The following is a 22,598-nucleotide window of genomic DNA, read 5'->3' on the forward strand; positions in this document are numbered from 1 at the left end:
GCGAGGGCGGATCGCAGCTGTAGCTGCTCCTACAGGGGGGCGCGGCGGGCAGGAATCGGCTCGTCGCGGCGCACGCGGAACCAGGCGGCGTACAGGGCCGGGACGAACAGCAGCGTCAGCACCGTTGCGACCGTCAGCCCGCCCATGATCGCCACCGCCATCGGGCCGAAGAACACGCTGCGCGACAGCGGGATCATCGCCAGGATCGCCGCCAGCGCGGTCAGCACGATCGGCCGGAAGCGGCGCACGGTGGCGTCGATCACCGCGTCCCAGCGCGCGTGCCCGGCGTCGATGTCCTGCTGGATCTGGTCGACCAGGATGATCGAGTTGCGCATCACCATGCCGGCCAGCGCAATCGTGCCCAGCAGCGCGACGAAACCGAACGGCACGCGGAACACGAGCAGGAACAGCACCGCGCCCACCAGGCCCAACGGCGCGGTGGCCAACACCAGCAGGCTGCGCGGGAAGCTGCGCAGCTGCAGCATCAGCAGGGTCGCCACCGCGAACAGGAACAGCGGCATCCCGGCCTTGATCGAGTCCTGGCCGCGCGCGGAGTCCTCCAGCGTGCCGCCGGTCTCCAGCAGGTAGCCCGCGGGCAGTGCTGCGCGGATGCCTTCCAGCGTCGGCAGGATCTCGGCCACCACGCTAGCCGGCATCGCGTCGCCGCGCACGTCGGCGCGTACGGTGACCGTCGGCAGGCGGTCGCGGTGCCAGATGATCCCGTCCTCGAATGCGTACTCCAGCCGCGCGACCTGCGACAGCGGCACCGGCCGGCCGCCGGCACCGTGCACGACCAGGTCGCCCAGCGTGTCGAGCCCGGAGCGCTCGTCCAGCGGGCCGCGCACCAGCACTTCGATCAGCGCGTCGCCTTCCCGGTAGACCGCCACCGCCTGCCCGGACAGCGAGGCCGAGAGGAAGCGCGCCAGCCCCTGCGAGTCGACGCCCAGCACGCGTGCACGCTCCTGGTCGACCACCAGGCGCACCACCTTGCTCGGCTCGTCCCAGTCCAGGTTGACGTTGGCCACGTGCGGATTCGCGCGCACCTGGTCCGCGACCTGGCGGGCGATGTCCCGGGCGCGGTCGGCGTGCTCGCCGGACACGCGGAACTGCAGCGGATAGCCCACCGGAGGCCCGTTTTCCAACCGCGTCACGCGCAGCTGCAGCTCGGGGAACCGCGGCGCGGCCTTGTCGATCAGCCAGTCGCGCAGCGCCTCGCGGCCTTCGACGTCGCGCGCCAGCACCACGAACTGGGCCAGGTTGGTCTGCGGCAGCTGCTGGTCCAGCGGCAGGTAGAAGCGCGGCGAGCCGGTGCCGATGTAGGCGACGTGGTTGTCGACGTCGGCGCGCCCGGCCAGCAGGGTTTCCAGGCGGCGCGCGGCGGCGTCGGTCGCGCGCAGCGAGGCGCCCTCGGCCAGCTCGAGGTCGACCATCAGCTCGAGCCGCTGCGAATCCGGGAAGAACTGCTGCGGCACGAAGCGGAAGCCCAGGAGCGACAGCACCAGCAGGGCCACGGTCGCGGTGATCACCAGCCAGCGGTGCACCAGGCACCAGCCGAGCAGGCGGCGCAGGCGGCGGTAGAAGGGCCGCTGGTAGGGGTCCTTGTCGTGCGCGTGCGGCTCCCGCGGCCCGAGCGCGAAGGCGTACTGCGGCCAGCGGTCGGCCAGGCGTTCGCGCCAGGCGCGATGGCGCGCGGCCAGCGAACCCGGCTTCGGCGGCGCGCGGCCGGCGAAGTCCGGCAGCATCTTCTCGCCCAGCCAGGGAATGAACAGCACGGCGGCGATCCACGACACCACCAGCGCGATCGTCACCACCTGGAACAGCGAACGCGTGTACTCGCCCACCGACGAGGCCGCGGTCGCGATCGGCAGGAAGCCGGCGGCGGTCACCAGCGTGCCGGTCAGCATCGGCAAGGCGGTATGCGACCAGGCATAGCCGGCGGCGGTGAAGCGGCTGTCGCCCTGCTCCATGCGGATGGCCATCATCTCGACCGCGATGATCGCGTCGTCCACCAGCAGGCCCAGCGCCAGCACCAGCGCACCCAGCGAGACCTTGTGCAGGCCGATGCCGAACGCGTGCATCGCCGCGAAGGTCATCGCCAGCACCAGCGGGATCGAGACCGCCACCACCAGTCCGGTGCGCAGACCCAGCGAGAAGAAGCAGACCAGCAGCACGATCACCACCGCCTCGGCCAGCACCTTGACGAACTCGCCCACCGATTCGCGCACCGCGGCCGGCTGGTCGGAGACCTTGTGCAGCGCCATGCCCAGCGGCAGCGTCGCCTCCAGGCGCGCGGCCTCGGACGCCAGGGTCTCGCCCAGGGCCAGGATGTCGCCGCCCGCGCGCAGCGCCACGCCGATGCCGATCGCCTCCTCGCCCATGAAGCGCATGCGCGGGGCGGCCGGGTCGGCGTAGCCGCGGGTGACTTCGGCGACGTCGCCCAGGCGCAGCGTCCGGTCGCCGGCGCGCACCGGCAGCGCGCGGATGTCGTCGATCGAGCGGAAGGCGCCGTCCACGCGCAGCTGCACGCGATCGCTGGCGGTCTCGACGAAGCCCGTCGGGGTGACCGCGTTCTGCTGCGCCAGCGCTTGCTGGATCGCGCCCGGCGCGATGCCGAAGTTGGCCAGGCGCACGTTGCTGGCCTCGATGAAGACCTTCTCGTCCTGCAGGCCGATCAGTTCGACCTTGCCCACGTCAGGCTGGCGCTGCAGCTCCAGCTCGATGCGCTCGGCGTAGTCCTTGAGCACGGCATAGTCGAAGCCGTCGCCGGTCAACGCGTAGATGTTGCCGAAGGTGTCGCCGAACTCGTCGTTGAAGAACGGCCCGACCACGTCCGCCGGCAGGGTGGCGCGGATGTCGCCGACCTTCTTGCGCACCTGGTACCAGAGCTCGGGTACGTCGCGCGAAGGCAGCGAATCGGTGGCCATGAAGATCACCTGCGATTCGCCGGGCCGCGAGTACGCGCGCACCATCTGGTAGCGACCGGTTTCCATCACCGCGCGCTCGATGCGGTCGGTGACCTGGCGCGCGACGTCCTCGGCGCTTGCGCCGGGCCACAGCGTGCGCACCACCATCGCCTTGAAGGTGAAGGGCGGATCCTCGGACTGGCCCAGCTGCCGGTACGACCAGGCCCCGACCAGGGCCGCGACCAGCATCACGTAGAGCACCAGCGCGCGATTGCGCAGCGCCCACTCCGACAGGTTGAAGCGCGACGGGGCGTTCATCGCGACGCGGCGACCGGCCGGTTGCGCAGATCCACGGCGCGCACGTCCTGGCCTTCGCGCAGCAGGTGGCCGCCTGCCACGACCACCCAGTCATCGGCGGCCAGGCCTGACGTCACCGGCGCCCGCTCCGCGCCCCACCGCCCGGTTTCGACCCTGGCCGCGCGCACGCGGCCCTGGTCGAACACCCAGACGCTCGCGCTGCCGTCGCGGTCGGCCTGGATCGCGGACAGCGGCACCGACAGGGCGGCACCGGCACCGGTCACATGGACCTTCGCGCTCTGGCCGAGTGCGACGCGGGCGGCGTCGGCCTCTTCCAGCGCGACCCGCGCGGCATAGGTGCGCGCCACCGGATCGGCCGCCGGCGAGATCTCGCGGAAGCGGCCGTGCAGGCGCTCGCCCGGCGCCGACCACAGCTCGACCTCGACCGGCTGGCCGACGCTGAAATCGCCCACGGCCGACTCCGGCAGCGCGATCGCGACTTCGCGACCGTCGTCGCCGGCCAGGGTGAACACCGCCTGCCCGCCCGCGACCACCTGCCCGGCTTCGGCCTGCCGGCTCGCGATCACGCCGTCGGCCGGTGCGCGCAGCTCCGCATGGCTGGCCTGGTTGCCGGCCACCTCGGCCTGCGCGCGCGCCGCGCGCACCTCGCCGTCCGCGGCGCGCCATGCGGCGTCCTGGGCGTCGAGCGCCGAGCGGCTGACCAGCTGGTCGCGCGCCAGGGTCGCGTAGCGCGCGCGATCGGCCGCCGCGCGCGTGAGCTGCGCCTCGGCCGCCGCCAGTCGCGCGCTGGCGGCGCGGGCCTGGGCCTCGAAGTCGGCCGGATCGATCACCGCCAGCAGCTGGCCGCGCGCGACCCGGTCACCCACGTCGACCAGGCGCCGCACCAGTTCGCCGCCGACCCGGAAGCCGAGCGGCGTTTCGGCGCGCGCGCGGATCTCGCCCGGAAAGCTGCGCGCCAGGGCGGACCCCGGCTGCGGCTGCGCCACCAGCACCGCGCGCGGCGGCGGCTCCGGCACCGTGCCGTCGCCGCATGCGGCCAGCACCAGCGCGATCGCACCCGGGACCGCCCAGCGGATCCTTCGCATCCCCGACATCGTCGCTCCTGATCGGTCGTCCGCGGCCTGCCGCGAAGCGCGATGCTATAGTTACAGAACTACACGGTCCAGTATTTGAGTGCCGATGTCCAAGCCCAGCGACAGCCAGGCGGTACAGCGCCCCGCGCCGGGCCGTCCCAAGGATCCCGCCAAGCGCGCGGCGATCCTGGATGCGGCCAAGGCGCTGTTCCTCGAACACGGATTCGAGGGCGTCAGCATGGACCAGATCGCCGCCCGCGCCGGGGTCTCCAAGCTGACCGTCTACAGCCATTTCGGCGACAAGGACGCGTTGTTCATCGATGCGGTCGAGTCCTACTGCGACGACCAGGTCCCGACCACGCTGTTCACGCCGGCGCCGCACCAGCCGCTCCCGGAGCGGCTGGCCGGAATCGCCCGCGCGGTGTACGCGCTCATGGCCTCCCCCGAAGCGGTGTCCGGCTTCCGCCTGATGTGTGCGTCGCTGCGCGCGGATTGCACCCTGGCCGACCGCTTCTGGAGCGCCGGCGCCGGCCACTTGCAGTCGGGCTTCGCCGCGTTGCTGGCGCGGCGCACCGCGGCCGGCGAGCTCGCGGTGGACGATCCTGCGCGCGCGGCGAGCCAGTTCTTCGCCCTGCTCCGCGGCGACCTGCATCCGCGCCTGGTGATGGGCTGCGATGCGCTGGCCGGATTCGATGTCGAGGCCCACATCCAGGCGACCGTCGACACCTTCCTGCGCGCCTACGCCGTTCGCCCGGCGCCTTGACCCGCCGCCGGCCGGCCCGGTGACTTCCGGCACTCAGTGCGCCGCCGGCGCGGCGGCGATGCTGTCCCGGCCAATCCCGGCGATTCGACGTAAAATGGCCGGTCCCCCCGATCAGCCAGGCTCCGACACCATGACCCTCGATTTCGCCAAAGCCCGTGAAGCCATGGTCGAGCAGCAGGTCCGCCCCTGGGACGTGCTCGATCCGCGCGTGCTCAACGTGCTCCTGCGCCTGCCGCGCGAGGCCTACGTGCCCGAGGCGCACCGTGCGCTGGCCTATGCCGACATCGCGCTGCCGCTGGCGCAGGGCGAATCGATGATGAAGCCGGTGGTCGAGGGCCGCGTGCTGCAGGCGCTCGCGCTGGACGGAACCGAGGACGTGCTCGACATCGGCACCGGCAGCGGCTTCCTGGCCGCCTGCCTGGGACGCCTCGCGCGCTCGGTGACCTCGATCGAGCGCCATGCCGACCTGGCCGCCCTTGCACAGGCGACGCTGCTCGCCCAGGGCGCGACCAATGTCTCGGTGGCGCAGGCCGACGCCTTCGCCTGGGAGCCGGGCCGCCAGTTCGACGCGATCGTCGTCGGCGGTGCCGTCGACAGCATCCCCGAGCGCTTCCTCGGCTGGCTGCGCCCGGGCGGACGCCTGTTCGTGGTCCGCGGCCGCGCGCCGGCAATGGAGGCGGTGCTGGTGCATGCCGACGTCAACGGACCGCGCCTGGAATCGTTGTTCGAAACCGACCTCGCCTACCTGGCCGGAGCGGCGCCCGTCCCGGCGTTCTCGCTCTGACCGCCGCCCCCACAAGGACTCCCCGATGACCCGTCGTCCCCTCGCACTCGCGCTCCTCCTCGCCCTGCTGCCCGCCGCGGCCTCGGCCGAAGACCTGCTGCAGACCTACGAGCTGGCACGCAGCAGCGACACCCAGCTGGCGATCTCGGAGTCCAGCCGCGACATCTCGCGCGAAGGCCGGGTCCAGGCGCGCGCGGCGCTGCTGCCGCAGATCAACGGCAGCGCCTCGCTGAGCCGCAGCTACGCCGCCGGCGTCGACGGCGACGCGCGCCGCCGCAGCGTCGGCGTCGACCTCAGCCAGACGGTGTTCGACCTGGGCGCGATCTCCAACCTGCGCGCCCAGAGCGACCTCGACGTGGCCGCCGGCTTCGACCTCGACGCCGCCAACCACGAGCTGATCACCCGCACCTCGGCGGCGTACTTCAACGTGCTGGTGGCGATCGAGACCCTGGCCGCGTCCGAGGCCGCCGAGGCCGCGCTGCAGAAACAGTTCGACTTCGCCGACAAGCGCCTCGAGGTCGGCCTGGCGCCGATCACCGACGTGCACGAAGCGCGCGCCCAGTACGACGCCGCGCGCGCCAACACCATCCTGTCGCGCAATGCGCTGGAAGACGCCTACCAGGCGCTGGCGGAAATCACCGGGCGCCCGGTGCGCACGCTGCGCGCCCTGCCCGAGGACTTCCAGCCGCAGGCGCCCGAGGGCGACGGCCTGGGCCGCTGGCTGGCCACCGCGATGGAGAACAATCCGTCGCTGCGCGCGGCCGAGTACGCCCTCAGCGCCTCCGAGCACAGCGTCAACACCGCGCGCTCGGGCCACCTGCCGCGGCTGACGCTGGGCGCGGGCTATGACAACGGCGCGGCCTGGGGCGACCTCGGCCCGGGCGGCGTGGGCGGCACCTCGACCGGCGAAGGCCACAGCGTGGGCCTGACCCTGACCGTGCCGATCTTCGCCGGCGGCGCGACCCAGTCGCAGGTCCGCCAGGCGCTGTCGCGCCGCGACATCTCCGAGCAGCAGCTCGAGCAGTCCCGCCGCTCGCTGGACCGCAACACCCGCAACGCCTACCAGACCGTGGTCGCCGGCGTGTCCGAGATCGCCGCCCGCCGCCAGGCGCTGGTCTCCGCCCGCAGCGCCTACGAGGCCTCGCAGGTCGGGCTCGAAGTCGGCACGCGTACCGTCGTCGACGTGCTGATCAACCAGCAGAACCTGTTCAACGCCGAGCGCGAGTACGCCCTGGCCCGCTACAACTTCCTGCAGAACCGGCTGCTGCTGGCGCAGGCCGCCGGCACCCTCGGGATCGACGACGTGCAGGAGATCAACCGCCTGCTGACCGCCGAGGCCGCGACGCCGGACACCCAGGTCACCAGCGGCGGCTGAGTCCGGCCGCCCGCTCCGCGCACGCTCAGGCCGGCGGCAACGCCGGCCTGATCATGTCCAGGGTCAGCGCGAGCGCACCGCGGCCTTCCTTCACCAGCCGCTGCCCCTCGACCACCATCGCCGCGCGCGCGGCCTCGTCGCCCAGCAGCGCGTCGAGTTCCGCCACCACCGCGTCGGCATCGGCGCCGATGCGCAGCGCGCCGGCCTCGTCCATGCGCTGGGCGATGTCGGCGAAGTTGTGCAGGTGCGGACCGGTGACGACCGCCACGCCGAGCGCCGCCGGCTCGAGCAGGTTGTGCCCGCCCACGGCCTGCAGGCTGCCGCCGACGAAGGCGACCTCGGCGCAGGCGTAGAAGTGCACCAGTTCGCCCAGGGTGTCGATCACGAACACGTCGTCGCCGCCGTCGGGCCACTGGGTCAGCTTGCGCGTGGCCACGCGCCATCCCGCCTCGACGCAGGCCTGCGCGACGGGCCGGAAGCGTTCCGGGTGCCGCGGCGCCCACAGCAGCAGCAGGTCCGGCCAGCGCGCGCGCAGCCGACGGTGCATGGCGATCACCGCGGCCTCCTCTTCGGGGTGGGTGCTGGCGGCGATCCAGGCCCGGCGCCCGCCGCTGTGGGTGGCGAAGGCGGCCGCCGTGCGGCGCGCGGTTCCGTCGATGCGGATGTCGAACTTGAGGTTGCCGAGCACCGACACCGCCTCCTGGTGCGCGCCGAGCAGGACGAAGCGCCCGGCGTCGGCATCCGACTGCGCGGCAACCCCGGCCAGCGTGCGCAGCGCGCGCCCGACCAGCGGACGTAGCGCGCGGTAGCCACGCAGCGAACGCTCTGACAGCCGCGCGTTGACCAGGTAGGCGGGCACGCCGTGGTCGCGGCAGCAGAACAGCAGGTTCGGCCAGAGTTCGGTTTCCAGCACCAGGGCCAGCCGCGGGCGGAAGTGCGCCAGGAAGCGGCGCACCGCGCCCGAGAGGTCGTATGGCAGGTAGACGTGCTCGACGCGGTCGCCCCAGAGCGCGCGCACGCGCATCGATCCGGTCGGGGTGATGGTGGTGACCAGCAGGCGCAGGTCCGGCCGCTCCTCGAGCAGCGCGTTGACCAGCGGCGCGGCGGCGTTGACCTCGCCCACGGAGACCGCGTGCACCCAGATGCAGCCGTCCAGCGGCGGCGTGCGGTAGGCGGCGTAGCGCTCGCCCCAGCGCTCGAGGTATTCGGCCTGGCGGAAGCCGCGCCAGATCAGGTGGTAGACGGTGACCGGCGCCAGCACATACAGCATGGCCGAGTACAGGCCGCGCAGCAGGCGTTCGACGGCGCGGTCTCGGGGGGGGGCCTCCATGCACCAAGGATAGCGAAGCCGCCGCGGCAGCGGGCGGCCGGTGCCGCGTACGCCGGTAGAATCGAGCCATGACCACCCACGCCGACACACCGCCGCTGGGCCTGCGGAACTGGCCGACCTGGATCGGCATCGGCGCGATGGCGCTGCTGGCGCGCCTGCCCTGGACGCTGCAGCGCGTGCTGGGCCGCGCGATCGGCGTGCTGCTGCAGCGCGTGCTGCCGGCACGCCGCCGCGTGGCCGCGCGCAACCTCGAGCTGTGTTTCCCGGAACTGGACGCGGCCGCGCGCGAGGCGCTGCTGCGCGAGCACTTCGCCGCCATCGGCACCGGCCTGTTCGAGTTCGCGCGCGCCTGGTGGGGCTCGGTGGCGCCGCTGCGGCGCGGCCTGGTGGTCGAAGGCCTGGAACACATGGAGGCCGCGCGCGCCGGCGGCCGCGGCGTGATCGTGGTGAGCGGCCACTTCACCACGCTCGAGGTCTGCGGGCGGCTGATGTGCGACCACGTGCCGCTGGCCGGCATGTACCGCCCGCACGCGCAGCCGGCGATGGAATGGGCGGTGCGTCGCGGACGCATGCGCTATGCCGCCGCGATGTTCCCCAAGCAGGACCTGCGCGGCACGGTGCGCCACCTCAAGCGCGGCGGCCTGCTGTGGTACGCGCCCGACCAGGACCCGAGCCGTGGCGAAAGCGTGTACGTGCCGTTCTTCGGACGCCCCGCCAACAGCCTCGCCTCGACCCACCAGCTGGCGCGGATGTCGGGCGCCGCGGTGCTGTTCTTCCAGCATGCGCGCCGCGCCGACGGCGGCTACACGCTGCGCCTGTTCCCGGCCGCCGAGGGCTTTCCCTCGCGCGACGCCACCGCCGATACCGCCGAAGTGATGGCCGCGATCGAGACCATGGCGCGCGCGGCGCCGGCGCAGTACCTGTGGATCCACCGCCGCTTCAAGCGCCAGCCGGACGGCAGCTCGGCCTACTGAGCGGGCGCCGGCGTGGCGGCGTCCGGGTCCGGTGGCGCCTGGCCGGCGCGCGCCAGCAGGCTGCCGGCATACAGCGCCGCCAACATCAGGGTCAGCGCGCCCCAGAAGGTGGAATAGAACGCCAGGTGGGTGTTGAGCGGGAACACCGTCACCAGCAGCGCGAGCATCGCCGGACGCGCGCGTTCGCGGGCGGCGGCCGAGGCGAAGCGCCACGCACGCAGCGCCAGGGCGACGCCCGACAGCCACAGCAGCAGGCCGACGATGCCGGTCTCGCTCAGCACCTCGAGCACGATCTGGTGCGCGTGCAGCGCAGGGCCGGCACCCCAGGCCGCGGGTGCGCCAGCCTCGGGGTCACAGGCCGGGAAGGCTTCGCGGAAGCCGCGCGCGCCCACGCCGTTGAGCGGATGCTCGCGCACCATGCAGAGCGCCGCGCCCCAGATCCGCGTGCGCCCGGACAGCGCGGCATCGACCCCGGTGGAGCTGGCCTGGAAGGCCTGGGTGGTGCGCTCGAACCGGTCGCGCACCTCGGGCGAGGTGATCGCGATCGCCAGCGTCACCAGCACGCCGCCGGCGAACACGCCGAGCAGGCGCTTCCATCCGAGCAGGCGCCAGCCCGACAGCAGCAGCACCAGCGCATAGGTGAGCCACGAGGCGCGCGAACCGGCGAACACGATCGCGACCCCGATCGCGGCGGCCGCGACGACCCAGCCGAGCGTGCTCCAGCGCCGGCCGGCGGCATACAGCGCGAACGGCGACAGGCTCGCCAGCACCACGCCCAGCTTCAGGTTGCAGGGCCCGAGCACGCCGCCCAGGCGGTCGGCCTCGGCCAGTTCGTCGAGGTTGCACATCGGCCGGCCGCTGATCGCCTGCTTGGCGGCATCGATCCCCCAGAACAGCGGGCTGGTGTCGAAGGCCACCTCGACCAGCGCGTCGAGCGTCCAGATCGCGACGATGACCGCGAGCCCGGTGAAGGTCAGCCGCCGGCCACGGTCGTCGGCCACGGCGATCGCCACCAGCCACAGGAACGGCAGGTAGCGCAGGTCGACGGCAGCCTCGCGCAGCGCGCGCCCGGCATCGACCGAACCCACCGTCGACAGCAGCTCGGGCAGCCAATAGGCGAAGAACAGCACGCTGGTCAGCGCCCACGCCGGGCCGCTGAGCAGCTGCGCGCCGCCGCGGAAGCGGCTGGCGGCGAGCTTGATGATCGCCGCCAGCGCGCCGAGCACCACGATGCCTTCGGCATAGCCCGGTGCCGGCCACAGCGCGACGAAGGCCAGTACCCAGTGCGGCGCCCAGCGCCAGCCGGTGGCGGCGCTCCTGTGCGGTGGAATGGCGGCGTCAGCGGAGTTCGTCATAGACCGAGAGCGTGGCGTCCTGCATGGACCGGAGCGTGTAGCGGCGGGGCAGCGCTGGAATCGTAGCCGCTGCGGACGCGCCGCGGGCGAGCAGCGCGCCCGCGCCGGCGTGCAGCGCGGACGCGTCGAAGGGCTGGACCGTGCCGGCGGGCTGCAGCTCGCGCAGCAGCTCGCCCGCGCCACCGTGGTCCCAGCCCAGCACCGGGCGGCCGCTGGCCAGCGCTTCGATCACCGTGCGGCCGAAGGCCTCGGGCTTGCGCGAGAGCTGCAGCACCAGGTCGCAGGCGGCGTAGGCCGCGGCGATCGCGGCGGTGGGCGGCGTGATCGCGAGCGCCCCGGCCACGCCGAGCACGGCCGCGCGGGCCTCGAGCTCCGCGACGTAGGCCGCGCGCGCCGGGTCGCGGGCACCGGGCATCCACAGCCGGGCATCGAGGCCGTCGGCGCGCAGCGCGGCCAGCAGCTCCAGGGCATCGGCATGGCCCTTCAGCCGCGTGCCGCGCCCCGGGAGCAGCAGCAGCGGGCCATCGCCGGCCAGGTTCGGCGCTTCGAGGGCGGCGGCGGCGCGCGCGGCGCGGTCGGGGAAGTCCGCGCGGGGAAACGCCGCCGGATCGATCCCGCGCGGGATCACGCGCAGCCGCGCCGGATCGGTGTCGGGGTAGTGGCGCAGGACGTAGTCGCGGACGGTGTCGGAGACGCAGACCACGCGCTCGCCGCGCAGCATCACCTGGCTGTAGCGCGAGGGCGAATTGAGGCCGTGGACCGTGGTGGCGAAGCGCGGACGCGACGCGACGGGCAGGCCCTGCAGCGCGCGCCAGCCGATCCACGCCGGCAGGCGCGAGCGCGCATGGACGATGTCGACGCCCTGCTCCGCCATCAGCCGTCGCAGCGGCCGCACCAGGCCGAGGGTCGCGAGCGACTTGCGGCCGAGGTCGAGTTCCACATGCTCCGCGCCGCTGGCAAGCAGCGCGGGCAGCAGGCGTCCGCCGGCCGAGGCGACGAGCGCGCGGTGTCCCGCCGCGACCAGGGCCGCGGACACTTCCAGGGTGGAACGTTCGACCCCGCCGGACTCGAGGGCCGGCAGCAGCTGCAGGACGGTCAGCGGCCGGGGCACGTGCCGGCGGCCCGCGGCGCCGCGCTCAGTCGACCAGGACGAAATGGGCGCCGCAATACGGGCAGTCGGACTGGCCGCCTTCGCTCTCGATCGGCAGGTAGACGCGCGGATGCGAGTTCCACAGCGCCATCGCCGGCAGCGGGCAGCTCAGCGGCAGGTCGGCGCGACGCACCTCGTACTGCTTCTCGGCGTTGGCGGGCTGCGGCTGGGCGGTGGACATCGTGGCGTGACCGGGGCTGGGGAACCGCGACAGTTTAGCCTGCCCCGGCGGCGCGGGTCCGCTCAGGCCGGAAGGGCGACGAGCAGCACGCGGGCCGGACGATCGCCAGCGGCAGCCACGGCCACGGGCGCCAGCCCGTCTGCGGGCCAGGCCATGCCGTCTCCCGCAAGCAAGCGCAGACCGGGATCGGCGACGGCCGCCGGGGCCTGCACGACCAGCTCGCCGTCGATCACCTCCAGCCAGTACCGGCCGGCAGCGCACACCGGCAGGTCCAGGCTGGATCCCCGGGCCAGGCAGGCCGACAGCAGTTGCGCCCGCAGACGGATGGGCAGCGGGTCGGCCGACGCGGGCGAACTCGCGGCAGCGGCAGCGGCAGCGGCAGCGGCAGCGGCAGCGGCCGGAGTTTCGACCGCCGCGGATGCGCCCGCCACGGGTCCCTCTCCCGCGGCCAGCAGCGTCCACGCGGACGCGGATGGAGCCGCATGCTCCGCATCGAGCGCAGGCGAAGCGGCCCGCAACTCGATCCGCGGCGGCGCATTGACCCGATCGGGCTGCAGCCAGGCTTCGACCAGGCGCAGGGGCTGCGTGGACGAGGCGTTGGCCAGCCGCACGACCACGCCGTGGCCGGCCCCGATGTACAGGGCTGCGCCGGCCTCGACGCGCTGGCGGCCGAGTTCGCCGCAGTCGGCGTCCATGGCCCCGGACAGCACCAGCAGCAGCCGCTCCATGTTGGCGACCCGGCCCTCGTCGCGCGCGGCACCGGGCGGCCAGGACTGGGTCGACAGCACGCGCAGCGCGCCCCAGCCCATCCAGGCCGGATCGATCGCGTCCGCGCGGGAAAAGGCTTCGACCGCGTCGATGCCACCGGCACCCGCGACGTGGCCGCGTGCGCCGGCGCGCCGCAGCCGCGGCCCGCCCGGAACCTGTCCGGCAACGGCGCTCATTCGATGCGCGCGGCCTCGTCGAACGACAGCCGCGGCGAGCGCGGGAACAGCTGCGCCGCATCGCCATGGCCGAGGTTGACCAGGATGTTGGAGCGGACCGACGTGCCGGCGAAGAACGCGGCGTCGACCATCGCGTTGTCGAAGCCGGTCATCGGACCGCAGTCCAGACCCAGCGCGCGCGCGGCGAGGATCAGGTAGGCGGTCTGCATGCTCGAGCCGCGCAGGCCGACGCGATCCAGCCGCGCCTCGTCCGAATCCGCGAACCACGAGCGCGCGTCGGTGTGCGGGAACAGCACCGGCAGCTTGTCGAAGAACGCCATGTCGTGGCCCACGATCACGGTCACCGGCGCGGCGAGGGTCTTGTCGCGGTTGCCGTCGCTGAGTGCGGGCGCGAGCTTCGCCTTGGCCTCGGGCGAACGCACGAAGACGAAGCGCGCGGGACAGGCGTTGGCCTCGGTGGGCGCGAACTTCACCAGGTCGTACAGCGCGCGCAGGGTGGCGTCATCCACCTCGCCACCGATGGCGTTGTGGGTGCGCGCTTCGCGGAACAGGCGCGCGAGCGTGGCGTCGGACAGCGCTTCGGACATCAGGATCCCTCGTGGTTCGGTGCAGTGGAGCGCCAGTGTAGAGTCCCGGCGGAGTTCCCACGTCCCACGGCCGCAACGCATGGTGTCGATTCCCGCAGATGGCGCTGCACCGCGCACCCTGGCGCTGAGCGATGGCCGCGCCGGCAACGCGCGCCAGGCGCTGGCGCTGGCGCAGGCGCTCGCACCCGCGGCTGCCGGCCACGTGCTGGAACCGCGGGCGCCGTGGCGCTGGCTGGCGCCGCGCAGGAGTCCGGGCGACCGCCATGCGTTCGGCCCGACGTTTAGTGACCTGCTGTCCGCGCCGCCGGCGCTCGCGGTGGGCTGTGGACGCCAGGCGGCGCTGGCCACCCGCCTGCTGCGCGGGCACGGCGCACGCGTAGTCCAGGTGCTCGACCCGCGCCTGCCGCCGCGCCACTGGGACCTGGTCGTGGCGCCCGAACACGACGGCCTCCGCGGCGACAACGTCATCACCCTGGCCGGCAGCCTGCATCCGGTGGACGACGCGTGGCTGGCGGAGGCTCGCCGCGCACTCCCCGCGCTGGCCGCCCTGCCCGCGCCGAGGATCGCGGTGCTGGTGGGCGGCCCCAGCGGCCACGCCGGCTTCGGCGTGGAGGAGTTCGATGCGCTGCTGCGCGACGCCGGCGCCATGGCGCTGCGCGAAGGCGGCAGCCTGATGGTGGTGGCCTCGCGCCGCACGCCCGACGCGGTGCGCGCCGCGCTGCGTGCCTGGTCGCCGCCGGTCCCCGCGCGCAGCTGGGCCGATGCGGGCGACGGCGCCAACCCGTATGCCGGCATGCTGGCCTGGGCCGACCTGCTGGCCTGCACGGCCGACTCGGTCAACATGCTGTCCGAGGCCTGCGCCACCCGTGCGCCGGTCTTCGTCCACCGGCCCACGGCGATGCGCGGGCGTCCGCGCCGCTTCGTCGATGCCCTGCTCGCGCGCGGGCGCATCCGGCCGCTCGACGCGGCGGCGATGCCCTTCGAGGCGCTGCCCCTGCGCGAGACCGCGCGCGTCGCCGCCGAAGTCCGGGCGCGGCTGGGCCTTGGGCCGGGCATCCCGGACGCCGCCCTCCACGACGGCTGAGGACCCGCCAGCCGCGCCCGCTTTTGGCCTATGCTCTGGCGAGACACGCGCCGGGGAGCCCGCATGGCAGCGCAGGGACACGCAGACCGCCCGATCGACCGCTGGTTCGACAGCTATTCGGGCGACCATCGCAACCACACCAACCAGGCCATCCACGTGCTGGCGGTCCCGGCGATCGCGTGGAGCGTGATCGCCCTGCTGTGGTGCATCCCCGCGCCCGGCACGCTGTTCCAGCCGGGCATCTGGGCCGCGCTGCCGATGTTCGCGGCGTGGCTGTTCTACCAGCGCAGCTCGCGTGCGCTCGGCGTCGGCATGCTGCTGGTGTTCGTGGCGTTCTCGGCGCTGACCTGGTGGCTGTTCGCCGAACTGGGGCGAGGCGGCCTGCTGAAACTCGCGATCGCGGTGTTCGTCGTCGCCTGGATCGCGCAGTTCGTCGGCCACAAGCTCGAGGGCCGCAAGCCGAGCTTCCTGACCGACCTGGTCTACCTGCTGATCGGACCCGCCTGGGTGCTGGCCAAGCTCTACCGCCGGCTCGGCCTGCGCTGGTAGGCCGCGGGCCGCGCGGGTGACAATGCCGCATGTCACCTCGCGACCTCCTGCTGGTCCTGGCCATCTGCCTGGCCTGGGCGGGGAACTTCCTGTTCTCCGCCTATGCCCTGCTCGAGCTGCCGGCCTTCCTGTACACCGCGCTGCGCATGTCGATCGTGGCGCTGGTGCTGGCGCCCTTCCTCAAGCCGGTGCGGCGCGCGCAGTGGCCGCGCTTCCTGGCCGTGGCCGTGTGCATGAACGTCCTGCATTTCGGCCTCAGCTTCTGGGCGCTGCGGCTGGCCGGCGAGCTGTCCGCGGTCGCGATCGTGATGCAGAGCTACGTGCCGATGTCCGCCCTGCTGGCATGGGTGGTGCTCGGCGAGCGCTTCGCCTGGCGCACCGGCACCGCGATCGCGGCGAGCTTCATCGGCGTGATGGTGATCGGCTTCGATCCCTCGCTCATCGACAAGCCCGCGGCGATGCTGGCGATGCTCGCCTCGGCCGCGTTCCTCGCCCTCGGCACGGTGCTGATGCGCCGGCTGGGCGGGATCGGCCTGGTCACCCAGCAGGGCTGGAGCGCGCTGATCGCGATCGGGCCGCTGCTGGCGATCAGCCTCGCCTTCGAGCCGGGCGGGCTGGCCGCGCTGGCCGAAGCCAGCCCGCGCGCCTGGATCGGCGTGGCCTATTCGGCGCTGGTGGCCTCGCTGCTGGGCCACGGCGTGTACTTCCTGCTGCTGCAGCGCCATCCGGTGGCCCAGCTCACGCCGTGGCTGCTGCTGACGCCGCTGCTGGCGGTCGGGCTGGGCATCGTGTTCTGGGGCGACGAGCCGGGTCCGCAGCTGTGGATCGGTGGCGCACTGGTGCTGGGCGGCGTGGCGGCGATCGCGCTGCGCGCGCTGGCCAAGGCGCGCCCGCTGCCGCCGGCGCGCGAGATCTGAGCGCCGCTGCGCTCATCGCGCCTGGAACATCGCCGCGTCGGGATTGAAGGCCCGCGGGGCGTGCCCCAGCGCCCTGGCCGCCGGCGCGAGGTCGAACACCAGGTCCTGGCGCAGGCGCGCCTGCGCTTCGGCGCCGAAGCCCTGCAGCCGGCCGGTGGCGCGCAGCGCGCCGGCGAGCAGCGCGAACAGCGGCGCCGGCAGCTCCACCAGGCGCGCGGGTGGCTCCAGGGCCGCCAGGACGCGCGCGACCATGTCGCGATAGGCCAGGGTTTCGCCGCCGGGCAGGTCATAGCCGCGGCCGCCGGCGCCGCGCGCGGCCAGCGCGGCCAGCGCGGTCGCCGCCAGGTCGTCCACGTGCACCGGCTGGCGCAGGCCGACGGCGCCGCGCGGAAGCGGGAACGCCCCGGCCCGCCGGGCCATCGCCGCGATGCGGGTCAGGGTCTGGTCGCGTCCGGCCCCGTAGACCAGGGTCGGGCGCAGCACGATCGCCGTCGTGCCGCGCGCCTTCGCGGCGGCGAACAGCGCGCCTTCGGCCGCGGCCAGCCGCGCCGCCAGTCCGCGCTCGCCGTCATCCGCCGAGCCGCGCTTGACCGCCAGGCTGGTCGACCCGAAGGCCACCACGCGCGACGCGTCGATGCCGGTGCGCGCCTGCCAGTGCGCGAAATGGTCCAGCGGGCCGCAACTGACGATCGCATCGTAGCGGCGCGCCAGCGCGGGCATGGCGTCGAACCCGCCGCGCAGCCAGCGCAGTCCCGGCGCCGGCACCTGGTCGCTGCGCGACAGCGCATCGACCTCCCAGCCCGCGTGCAGCAGGCGCGCGAGCACGGCCGCACCCACCTGTCCGCTGCCGCCGAACAGCAGCGCACGCGCGCCCGTGGCGCTCACGCGAACGGCGTCCGGTGGCGCATGGCGATGGCGGCTGCAGTGGAACGCATCGACGCAGGATAGGCGACGCGGCCACCGGGGCGTGACATCCCGCGCTGCTAGAATCGGCAGGGCCGTGCGGAGCGCGGCGTCCCCCTGCAAGACCCAAGGACACTGATGCTTGAACTGATGCTGGCCCTGCCATTCGTGCTGGCGCTGGTGCTCGCGATCCTGCGCGATGCGCCAGCCCGGGCGGTCGCGTGGCTCGCCGGTCTCGCGCCGCTGCTGGCGTTGGCGGTGCTGGCGTGGCTCACGCCGTCGGTGATGGCCGGCGACATCCCGCGCGCGATGCACGAATGGCTGCCGCAGGCCGGCCTCGCCTTCAGCCTGCGCCTGGATGGCCTGGGCTGGATGTTCTCGCTGATGGTGCTGGGCATCGGCGCCCTGGTGGTGCTGTATGCGCACTACTACCTCGGCCCGCAGGAAAAGACCCGCCGCTTCTTCTGCTTCCTGCTGGTGTTCATGGGCGCCATGCTGGGCATGGTGCTGTCGGGCAACCTCCTGCTCACCGTCGTGTTCTGGGAGCTGACATCGATCAGCTCGTTCCTGCTGATCGGCTTCTGGTTCCATCGCGACGATGCCCGCGAGGGCGCGCGCATGGCGCTGACCATCACCGCCGCCGGCGGCCTGGCGCTGCTCGGTGGCGTGGTGCTGATCGGACGCGTGGTCGGAAGCTACGAGCTCGACGCGGTGCTCGCGGCCGGCGACGCGATCCGCGCCGACGCGCTCTATCCCTGGATCCTGGGCTTGGTGCTGGCCGGCGTGTTCACCAAGAGCGCGCAGTTCCCGGTGCATTTCTGGCTGCCGCACGCGATGGCCGCGCCCACGCCGGTCTCCGCCTACCTGCACTCGGCGACGATGGTGAAGGCCGGCGTGTTCCTGCTCGCACGCCTGCATCCCTCGCTCGCCGGCACCGACCTGTTCTTCTACGTGGTCTCCAGCGTCGGCGCGCTGACGCTGCTGATCGGCGCCTGGAACGCGATCTTCCAGCACGACATCAAGGGCGTGCTGGCGTACTCGACCATCTCCCACCTCGGCCTGATCACCCTGCTGCTGGGCCTGTCGACGCCGATGGCCGTGGTCGCGGCGATGTTCCACATCCTCAACCACGCCACCTTCAAGGCCTCGCTGTTCATGGCCGCCGGCATCATCGACCACGAGACCGGCACCCGCGACATGCGCCGCCTCGGCGGCCTGCGCCGGCTGATGCCCTACACCAGCGCGCTGGCGATCATCGCCTCGCTGGCGATGGCCGGCATCCCGCTGCTCAACGGCTTCCTGTCGAAGGAGATGTTCTTCGCCCAGGCGCTGGAGATCGAGGGGCACGAGGAGATGCGCGGCTTCATCACCGTCGCCGCCTTCCTGTTCGCGACCTTCGGCGTGGCCTACAGCCTGCGCTTCGTCCGCGACACCTTCCTCGGCCGCGGGCCGCGGGCCGTGGACACGCCGGTGCACGAGCCGCCGCGCTTCATGCAGGTGCCGGTGGCGATCCTGGTGGTGACCTGCATGGCGGTGGGCATCGCGCCGCAGTGGACCGTCGGCCCGGCGCTGGAGACCGCGGCGCGCGGCGTGCTCGGCGACGCGCTGCCCGACTACAGCCTGGCGGTCTGGCACGGCATCAACACGCCGTTGCTGATGAGCCTGGGCGGCGTGGTCTGCGGCGTGCTGCTCTACCTCGGCCTCGACCGCGTGCTCGACCTGCATGCGATCGTGCGCCAGTCGCAGGGGCGCCGGCTGTTCCACCTCAACATCGAGGCGCTGTTCCGCCTCGGCCGCCGCTTCACCCACACCGTCGCCAACGGCAGCATGCAGCGCAGCCTGCTGTGGCTGGTGCTGGTGGCGATCGCCGCCGGCGCGGCGCCCTTCGTCGCCGCCTGGGGCGAACCACGGCCGCCGGTCGCGTTCGTCTCCCAGCCGATGGTCCGCCTGGCCTGGGTGCTGTGGCTGCTGCTGGTGTGCAGCGCGCTGGCGACGCTCGCGCTGTACCGCAACCGGCTGCTGGCGGTGATCATCATCGGCGGCTGCGGCCTGGCGGTCAGCATGACTTTCGTGGCGCTGTCGGCGCCCGACCTCGCCCTCACCCAGCTGCTGGTGGAGCTGGTGACCGTATCGCTGATGCTGCTGGGCCTGCACTACCTGCCCAAGGATTCGCCCCCAGAGCGCTCGATCTGGCGGCGCCTGCGCGATGGCGCGGTCGCGCTGGTGGCCGGCGCCGGCACCGCCGCCCTGGCCTGGGTGATGATGACCCGCCCGCCGATCAACGGCGCCGCCGCCGAGATCACCGCGCGCGCGCTGCCCGAGGCCTGGGGCAGCAACATCGTCAACGTGATCCTGGTCGACTTCCGCGGCTTCGACACCCTGGGCGAGATCACCGTGTTCGGCATCGCCGGGCTTGCGGTGCACGCCATGCTGCGCCGCGCGCGCATGGCGCCCGAGAAGGTCATGCCCGGCCCGCCGATCAAGCTGCCGGTGCCGGCCGACCTGGCGCAGATGATGTTCCCGCTGACGCTCGTGGTCTCGATCTTCCTGTTCCTGCGCGGCCACAACTCGCCCGGCGGCGGCTTCATCGCCGGCCTGACCCTGGCGGTGCCGCTGCTGATCCAGTATGTGATCCAGGGCGCGGCGTCGGTCGAGGCGCGCTTCGGCTTCGACTACATCCGCGCGATCGGCCTGGGCCTGCTGATCGCCCTGTTCGGCGGCGCCGGGGCGATGCTGCTCGACCTGCCCTTCCTGTCCAGCGGCCATTACGACCTCGAGCTGCCGCTGCTGGGCACGATCCCCCTGGCCAGCGCCGCCGTGTTCGATCTCGGCGTCTACCTGGTGGTGTTCGGAAGCACGATGCTGATCCTGTCGATGATGGGCACGCTCAAGCCCTCCAAGAAGATGATCGCCCACCGCGGCACGATCGACCCGGCCACACGCTCGGCCATCACCGGGGAGGCCATCTGATGGAAATGGCCATCGCCAGCGGCATCGGCGTGCTGGTCTTCGCCGGCGTCTACCTGATCCTGCGCGCGCGCAGCTTCGACGTCGTCCTCGGCCTGACCCTGCTGTCCTACGCCACCAACCTGCTGATCTTCTCCAGCGGCCGCCTGGTCGTGGGCAAGCCCCCCGTGCTGCAGCCCGGCCTGGATGCCACCCTGGCCAACCACGCCGATCCGCTGCCGCAGGCCCTGGTGCTGACCGCCATCGTGATCTCGTTCGCGATGACCGCGGTGGCCATCGTCCTGGCCATGCGCAGCCGCGCCGACAACGACAGCGACCATGTCGATGCCGGCGACGTGCGCGACGACCGGGAGCAGCGCTGATGACCCACCTGCCGATCCTCCCGATCCTGCTGCCGCTGCTGGGCGGCGCGCTGTCGCTGTTCGTCGAGCACCGGCGCGTGGGCACCGTGGTCCAGCGCTCGGTGGGCTGGGTGTTCATGCTTGCCACCGTGCTGGTCTCGGCGCTGCTGGTGGCGCGCGCGCACCAGGGCTCGGTGCTGGTCTACCTGGTCGGCGACTGGCCGGCCCGGATCGGCATCGCGCTGATGGTGGACCGGCTCTCGGCGATGATGGTGCTCACCAGCTCGCTGCTGGGCGCGGCCTGCCTGCTGCATGCGTGCTCGGGCTGGGACCGGCGCGCGCCGCACTTCCACGCGCTGTTCCAGCTGCAGCTGATGGGCCTCAACGGGGCCTTCCTCACCGGCGACGTGTTCAACCTGTTCGTGTTCTTCGAGGTGATGCTGATCGCCTCGTACGGACTGCTGCTCTCGGGCGGGCGCGGCGTGCGCATGAGCGCGGGCCTGCACTATGTGGCCTTCAACATCGCCGCATCGACCCTGTTCCTGATCGCGCTGGGCCTGGTGTACGGCGTCTTCGGCACGCTCAACATGGCCGAGCTGGCGGCGCGCGTGGCCGAGGTGCCGGAAGCGAGTCTGCCGCTGGCCAAGGCCACCATCGGCCTGCTGCTGGCGGTGTTCTGCGCCAAGGCCGCCCTGTTGCCGCTGTACCTGTGGCTGCCCGAGGCCTACACGCGCGCACCGGCGGCGGTCGCGGCGCTGTTCGTGATCATGACCAAGGTCGGCATCTACGCGGTGCTGCGCGTGGGCTCGCTGGTCCTGGGCGACCACGCCGGTCCGCTGGCCGGCTACGGCTGGGAGTGGATGCTGCCGGCCGCGGTCGGCGGGCTGGCCCTGGCCACGCTCGGCGTGCTGGCCGCCTCGCGGCTGCGGGTGCTGGTGGCCTATATCGTGATCGTCTCGGCGACGACGCTGTTCATCGCCTTCGGCCTGCGTTCGGCCGGCACCATCGCCGCGGGCCTCTATTACCTGGTGCACAGCACCTTCGTCGCGGCGGCTCTGTTCCTGATCGCCGACCTGGTGCGTCGCGGGCGCGGCGATGCCGGCGACGCGCTGCGCGCCTTCGTCCCCGCGCCCGGCGTGCGCGTGATGGCGGGCGTGATGTTCCTGGTGGGCGCGGTCTCGGTGGCCGGCCTGCCGCCGCTGTCGGGCTTCATCGGCAAGACGATGCTGCTGCAAGCGGTGCCCGAGGCCGACATCCAGTGGGCCTGGCCGGCGATCCTGGGCAGCAGCATGCTGGTGATCGTGGGCCTGACCCGTGCCGGCACGCGGATCTTCTGGAAGCCCGCACCGGTGCAGGCGTCCCTGCCCGGTGACCTCCCGCGCAACGCACGTGGCCGCCTGAGGCTGCCCGAGACCGTCGCCACCATGCTCCTGCTGAGCTACGGCGTGGCGATGTCGGTGGCGCCCGGACCGGTGACCGCCTACACCCGCGCCACCGCGGACCAGCTGCTGGCGCCGTCGACCTACATCGAGCAGGTGCGCGCGGCCATGCCGGCGAGGAGGCTGCCGTGAACCGCCGTGCCTTCCTGCCCTCGCTGCCGCTGACCCTGGCGATCATGGCGTTCTGGCTGCTGATGGTGTCGGAGATCAACGCCGCGCAGTTCACCCTGGCCCTGGTGCTGGGCCTGGTGATCCCGCTCTACGCCACCCGGATCGACCGCGAGTTCGCCCGCTTCGGCACGCTGCGCCCGCTGCCGAAGCTCTTCGTGGTGCTGCTCTGGGACATCCTGATGTGCAACGTGCGCGTCGCGCGGCAGGTGCTGGCCAAGGAGTCGCGGATCCACTCCGGCTTCATCTGGTATCCGCTGGAGATCGGCAACATCCACGGCATCACCGCGCTGGCCTGCTGCATCACGCTCACCCCGGGCACCGTGACCGCCGCGCTCTCCGACGACCGCCGCTACCTGCTCGTGCATGTGCTCGACCTGGCCGACGAAGCGACGCTGGTGGCCGACATCAAGCGCCGCTACGAGCGCCCGCTGATGGAGATCTTCCCGTGAACACGCCCGAATTCGCCGGCCTGCACCTGTTCGGCCACAGC

The 22,598-nt window shown here is 73.0% G+C and carries 20 protein-coding genes; 11 read left to right on the top strand and 9 right to left on the bottom strand.

Annotated features, from left to right (window positions below):
- Nucleotides 1-29: 29 nt before the first annotated feature.
- A complete protein-coding gene (locus JGR68_RS12160) occupies nt 30-3,221 on the bottom strand; it encodes an efflux RND transporter permease subunit (RefSeq protein WP_199362300.1) in 3,192 nt (1,063 codons plus the stop codon).
- Nucleotides 3,218-4,315: an efflux RND transporter periplasmic adaptor subunit gene (locus JGR68_RS12165; RefSeq protein WP_234446512.1), complete on the bottom strand. Its 1,098-nt coding sequence runs from the start codon at nt 4,313-4,315 to the stop codon at nt 3,218-3,220. Before JGR68_RS12165 ends, JGR68_RS12160 begins: the two co-directional genes overlap by 4 nt.
- 85 nt (nt 4,316-4,400) lie before the next feature.
- Between JGR68_RS12165 and JGR68_RS12170 the strand changes: the two genes are divergently transcribed.
- The 3 genes from JGR68_RS12170 (at nt 4,401) to JGR68_RS12180 (ending at nt 7,216) form a co-directional block, all read left to right on the top strand.
- Entirely contained in the window at nt 4,401-5,057 is a 657-nt protein-coding gene (locus tag JGR68_RS12170; protein ID WP_199362301.1) for a TetR/AcrR family transcriptional regulator, read from the top strand.
- A 130-nt stretch (nt 5,058-5,187) separates the two neighbouring features.
- A complete protein-coding gene (locus JGR68_RS12175) occupies nt 5,188-5,841 on the top strand; it encodes a protein-L-isoaspartate O-methyltransferase (protein WP_199362302.1) in 654 nt (217 codons plus the stop codon).
- 25 nt (nt 5,842-5,866) lie between these two features.
- A complete protein-coding gene (locus JGR68_RS12180; RefSeq protein WP_199362303.1) occupies nt 5,867-7,216 on the top strand; it encodes a TolC family outer membrane protein in 1,350 nt (449 codons plus the stop codon).
- A gap of 25 nt (nt 7,217-7,241) precedes the next feature.
- Here JGR68_RS12180 and waaA read toward each other — a convergent pair whose 3' ends face one another.
- On the bottom strand, nt 7,242-8,546 hold the full coding sequence (gene waaA, locus JGR68_RS12185) for a lipid IV(A) 3-deoxy-D-manno-octulosonic acid transferase (protein WP_199362304.1): 1,305 nt from the start codon (nt 8,544-8,546) through the stop codon (nt 7,242-7,244).
- 68 nt (nt 8,547-8,614) lie between these two features.
- On the opposite strand from waaA, the gene lpxL reads away from it, so the two are divergent.
- Nucleotides 8,615-9,520 carry an LpxL/LpxP family Kdo(2)-lipid IV(A) lauroyl/palmitoleoyl acyltransferase gene (gene lpxL, locus JGR68_RS12190; protein WP_199362305.1) on the top strand — a complete coding sequence of 302 codons (906 nt, stop codon included), beginning with the start codon at nt 8,615-8,617 and terminating at the stop codon, nt 9,518-9,520.
- Here the strand turns inward: lpxL and JGR68_RS12195 are convergent.
- From JGR68_RS12195 to JGR68_RS12215, 5 genes are all read right to left on the bottom strand, one after another.
- Nucleotides 9,514-10,875: an O-antigen ligase family protein gene (locus JGR68_RS12195; RefSeq protein WP_199362306.1), complete on the bottom strand. Its 1,362-nt coding sequence runs from the start codon at nt 10,873-10,875 to the stop codon at nt 9,514-9,516. The two genes, lpxL and JGR68_RS12195, sit on opposite strands and share 7 nt — an antisense overlap.
- On the bottom strand, nt 10,859-11,986 hold the full coding sequence (locus JGR68_RS12200; protein WP_199362307.1) for a glycosyltransferase: 1,128 nt from the start codon (nt 11,984-11,986) through the stop codon (nt 10,859-10,861). Before JGR68_RS12200 ends, JGR68_RS12195 begins: the two co-directional genes overlap by 17 nt.
- Nucleotides 11,987-12,011: 25 nt before the next feature.
- Nucleotides 12,012-12,206, bottom strand: coding sequence for a zinc-finger domain-containing protein (locus tag JGR68_RS12205; RefSeq protein WP_199362308.1), 195 nt, complete (start codon nt 12,204-12,206; stop codon nt 12,012-12,014).
- A 62-nt stretch (nt 12,207-12,268) separates the two neighbouring features.
- Nucleotides 12,269-13,150, bottom strand: coding sequence for a hypothetical protein (locus tag JGR68_RS12210; RefSeq protein WP_199362309.1), 882 nt, complete (start codon nt 13,148-13,150; stop codon nt 12,269-12,271).
- The gene (locus JGR68_RS12215; RefSeq protein ID WP_199362310.1) at nt 13,147-13,737 is read right to left on the bottom strand and encodes a malonic semialdehyde reductase; all 591 of its coding nucleotides are present in this window, start codon (nt 13,735-13,737) and stop codon (nt 13,147-13,149) included. The genes JGR68_RS12210 and JGR68_RS12215 overlap by 4 nt, the downstream gene beginning before the upstream one ends.
- Before the next feature lie 82 nt (nt 13,738-13,819).
- On the opposite strand from JGR68_RS12215, the gene JGR68_RS12220 reads away from it, so the two are divergent.
- The 3 genes from JGR68_RS12220 (at nt 13,820) to JGR68_RS12230 (ending at nt 16,287) form a co-directional block, all read left to right on the top strand.
- Entirely contained in the window at nt 13,820-14,821 is a 1,002-nt protein-coding gene (locus JGR68_RS12220) for a mitochondrial fission ELM1 family protein (protein WP_234446513.1), read from the top strand.
- 63 nt (nt 14,822-14,884) lie between these two features.
- Complete coding sequence (locus tag JGR68_RS12225; RefSeq protein WP_199362312.1) at nt 14,885-15,370, top strand: Mpo1-like protein; 486 nt, start codon at nt 14,885-14,887, stop codon at nt 15,368-15,370.
- 29 nt (nt 15,371-15,399) lie between these two features.
- Nucleotides 15,400-16,287: a DMT family transporter gene (locus tag JGR68_RS12230; RefSeq protein ID WP_199362313.1), complete on the top strand. Its 888-nt coding sequence runs from the start codon at nt 15,400-15,402 to the stop codon at nt 16,285-16,287.
- 12 nt (nt 16,288-16,299) lie between these two features.
- On the opposite strand, the gene JGR68_RS12235 is transcribed toward JGR68_RS12230, so the two are convergent.
- The gene (locus tag JGR68_RS12235) at nt 16,300-17,172 is read right to left on the bottom strand and encodes an NAD-dependent epimerase/dehydratase family protein (protein WP_199362314.1); all 873 of its coding nucleotides are present in this window, start codon (nt 17,170-17,172) and stop codon (nt 16,300-16,302) included.
- 156 nt (nt 17,173-17,328) lie between these two features.
- Between JGR68_RS12235 and JGR68_RS12240 the strand changes: the two genes are divergently transcribed.
- From JGR68_RS12240 to JGR68_RS12255, 4 genes are read left to right on the top strand one after another with little or no spacing between them, the layout of a single operon-like run.
- Nucleotides 17,329-20,160, top strand: a complete 2,832-nt coding sequence (locus tag JGR68_RS12240) for a monovalent cation/H+ antiporter subunit A (protein WP_199362315.1) — start codon at nt 17,329-17,331, stop codon at nt 20,158-20,160.
- On the top strand, nt 20,160-20,519 hold the full coding sequence (locus tag JGR68_RS12245; protein ID WP_199362316.1) for a Na+/H+ antiporter subunit C: 360 nt from the start codon (nt 20,160-20,162) through the stop codon (nt 20,517-20,519). Before JGR68_RS12240 ends, JGR68_RS12245 begins: the two co-directional genes overlap by 1 nt.
- Nucleotides 20,519-22,069 carry a monovalent cation/H+ antiporter subunit D gene (locus tag JGR68_RS12250; RefSeq protein ID WP_199362317.1) on the top strand — a complete coding sequence of 517 codons (1,551 nt, stop codon included), beginning with the start codon at nt 20,519-20,521 and terminating at the stop codon, nt 22,067-22,069. The genes JGR68_RS12245 and JGR68_RS12250 overlap by 1 nt, the downstream gene beginning before the upstream one ends.
- Nucleotides 22,070-22,113: 44 nt before the next feature.
- Nucleotides 22,114-22,557 (top strand): Na+/H+ antiporter subunit E, encoded by a 444-nt coding sequence (locus tag JGR68_RS12255; RefSeq protein ID WP_199362642.1) that lies wholly within the window; start codon nt 22,114-22,116, stop codon nt 22,555-22,557.
- Nucleotides 22,558-22,598: the final 41 nt, after the last annotated feature.

The organism is Luteimonas sp. MC1750, from assembly GCF_016615955.1.
Taxonomy (GTDB): Bacteria; Pseudomonadota; Gammaproteobacteria; order Xanthomonadales; family Xanthomonadaceae; genus Luteimonas.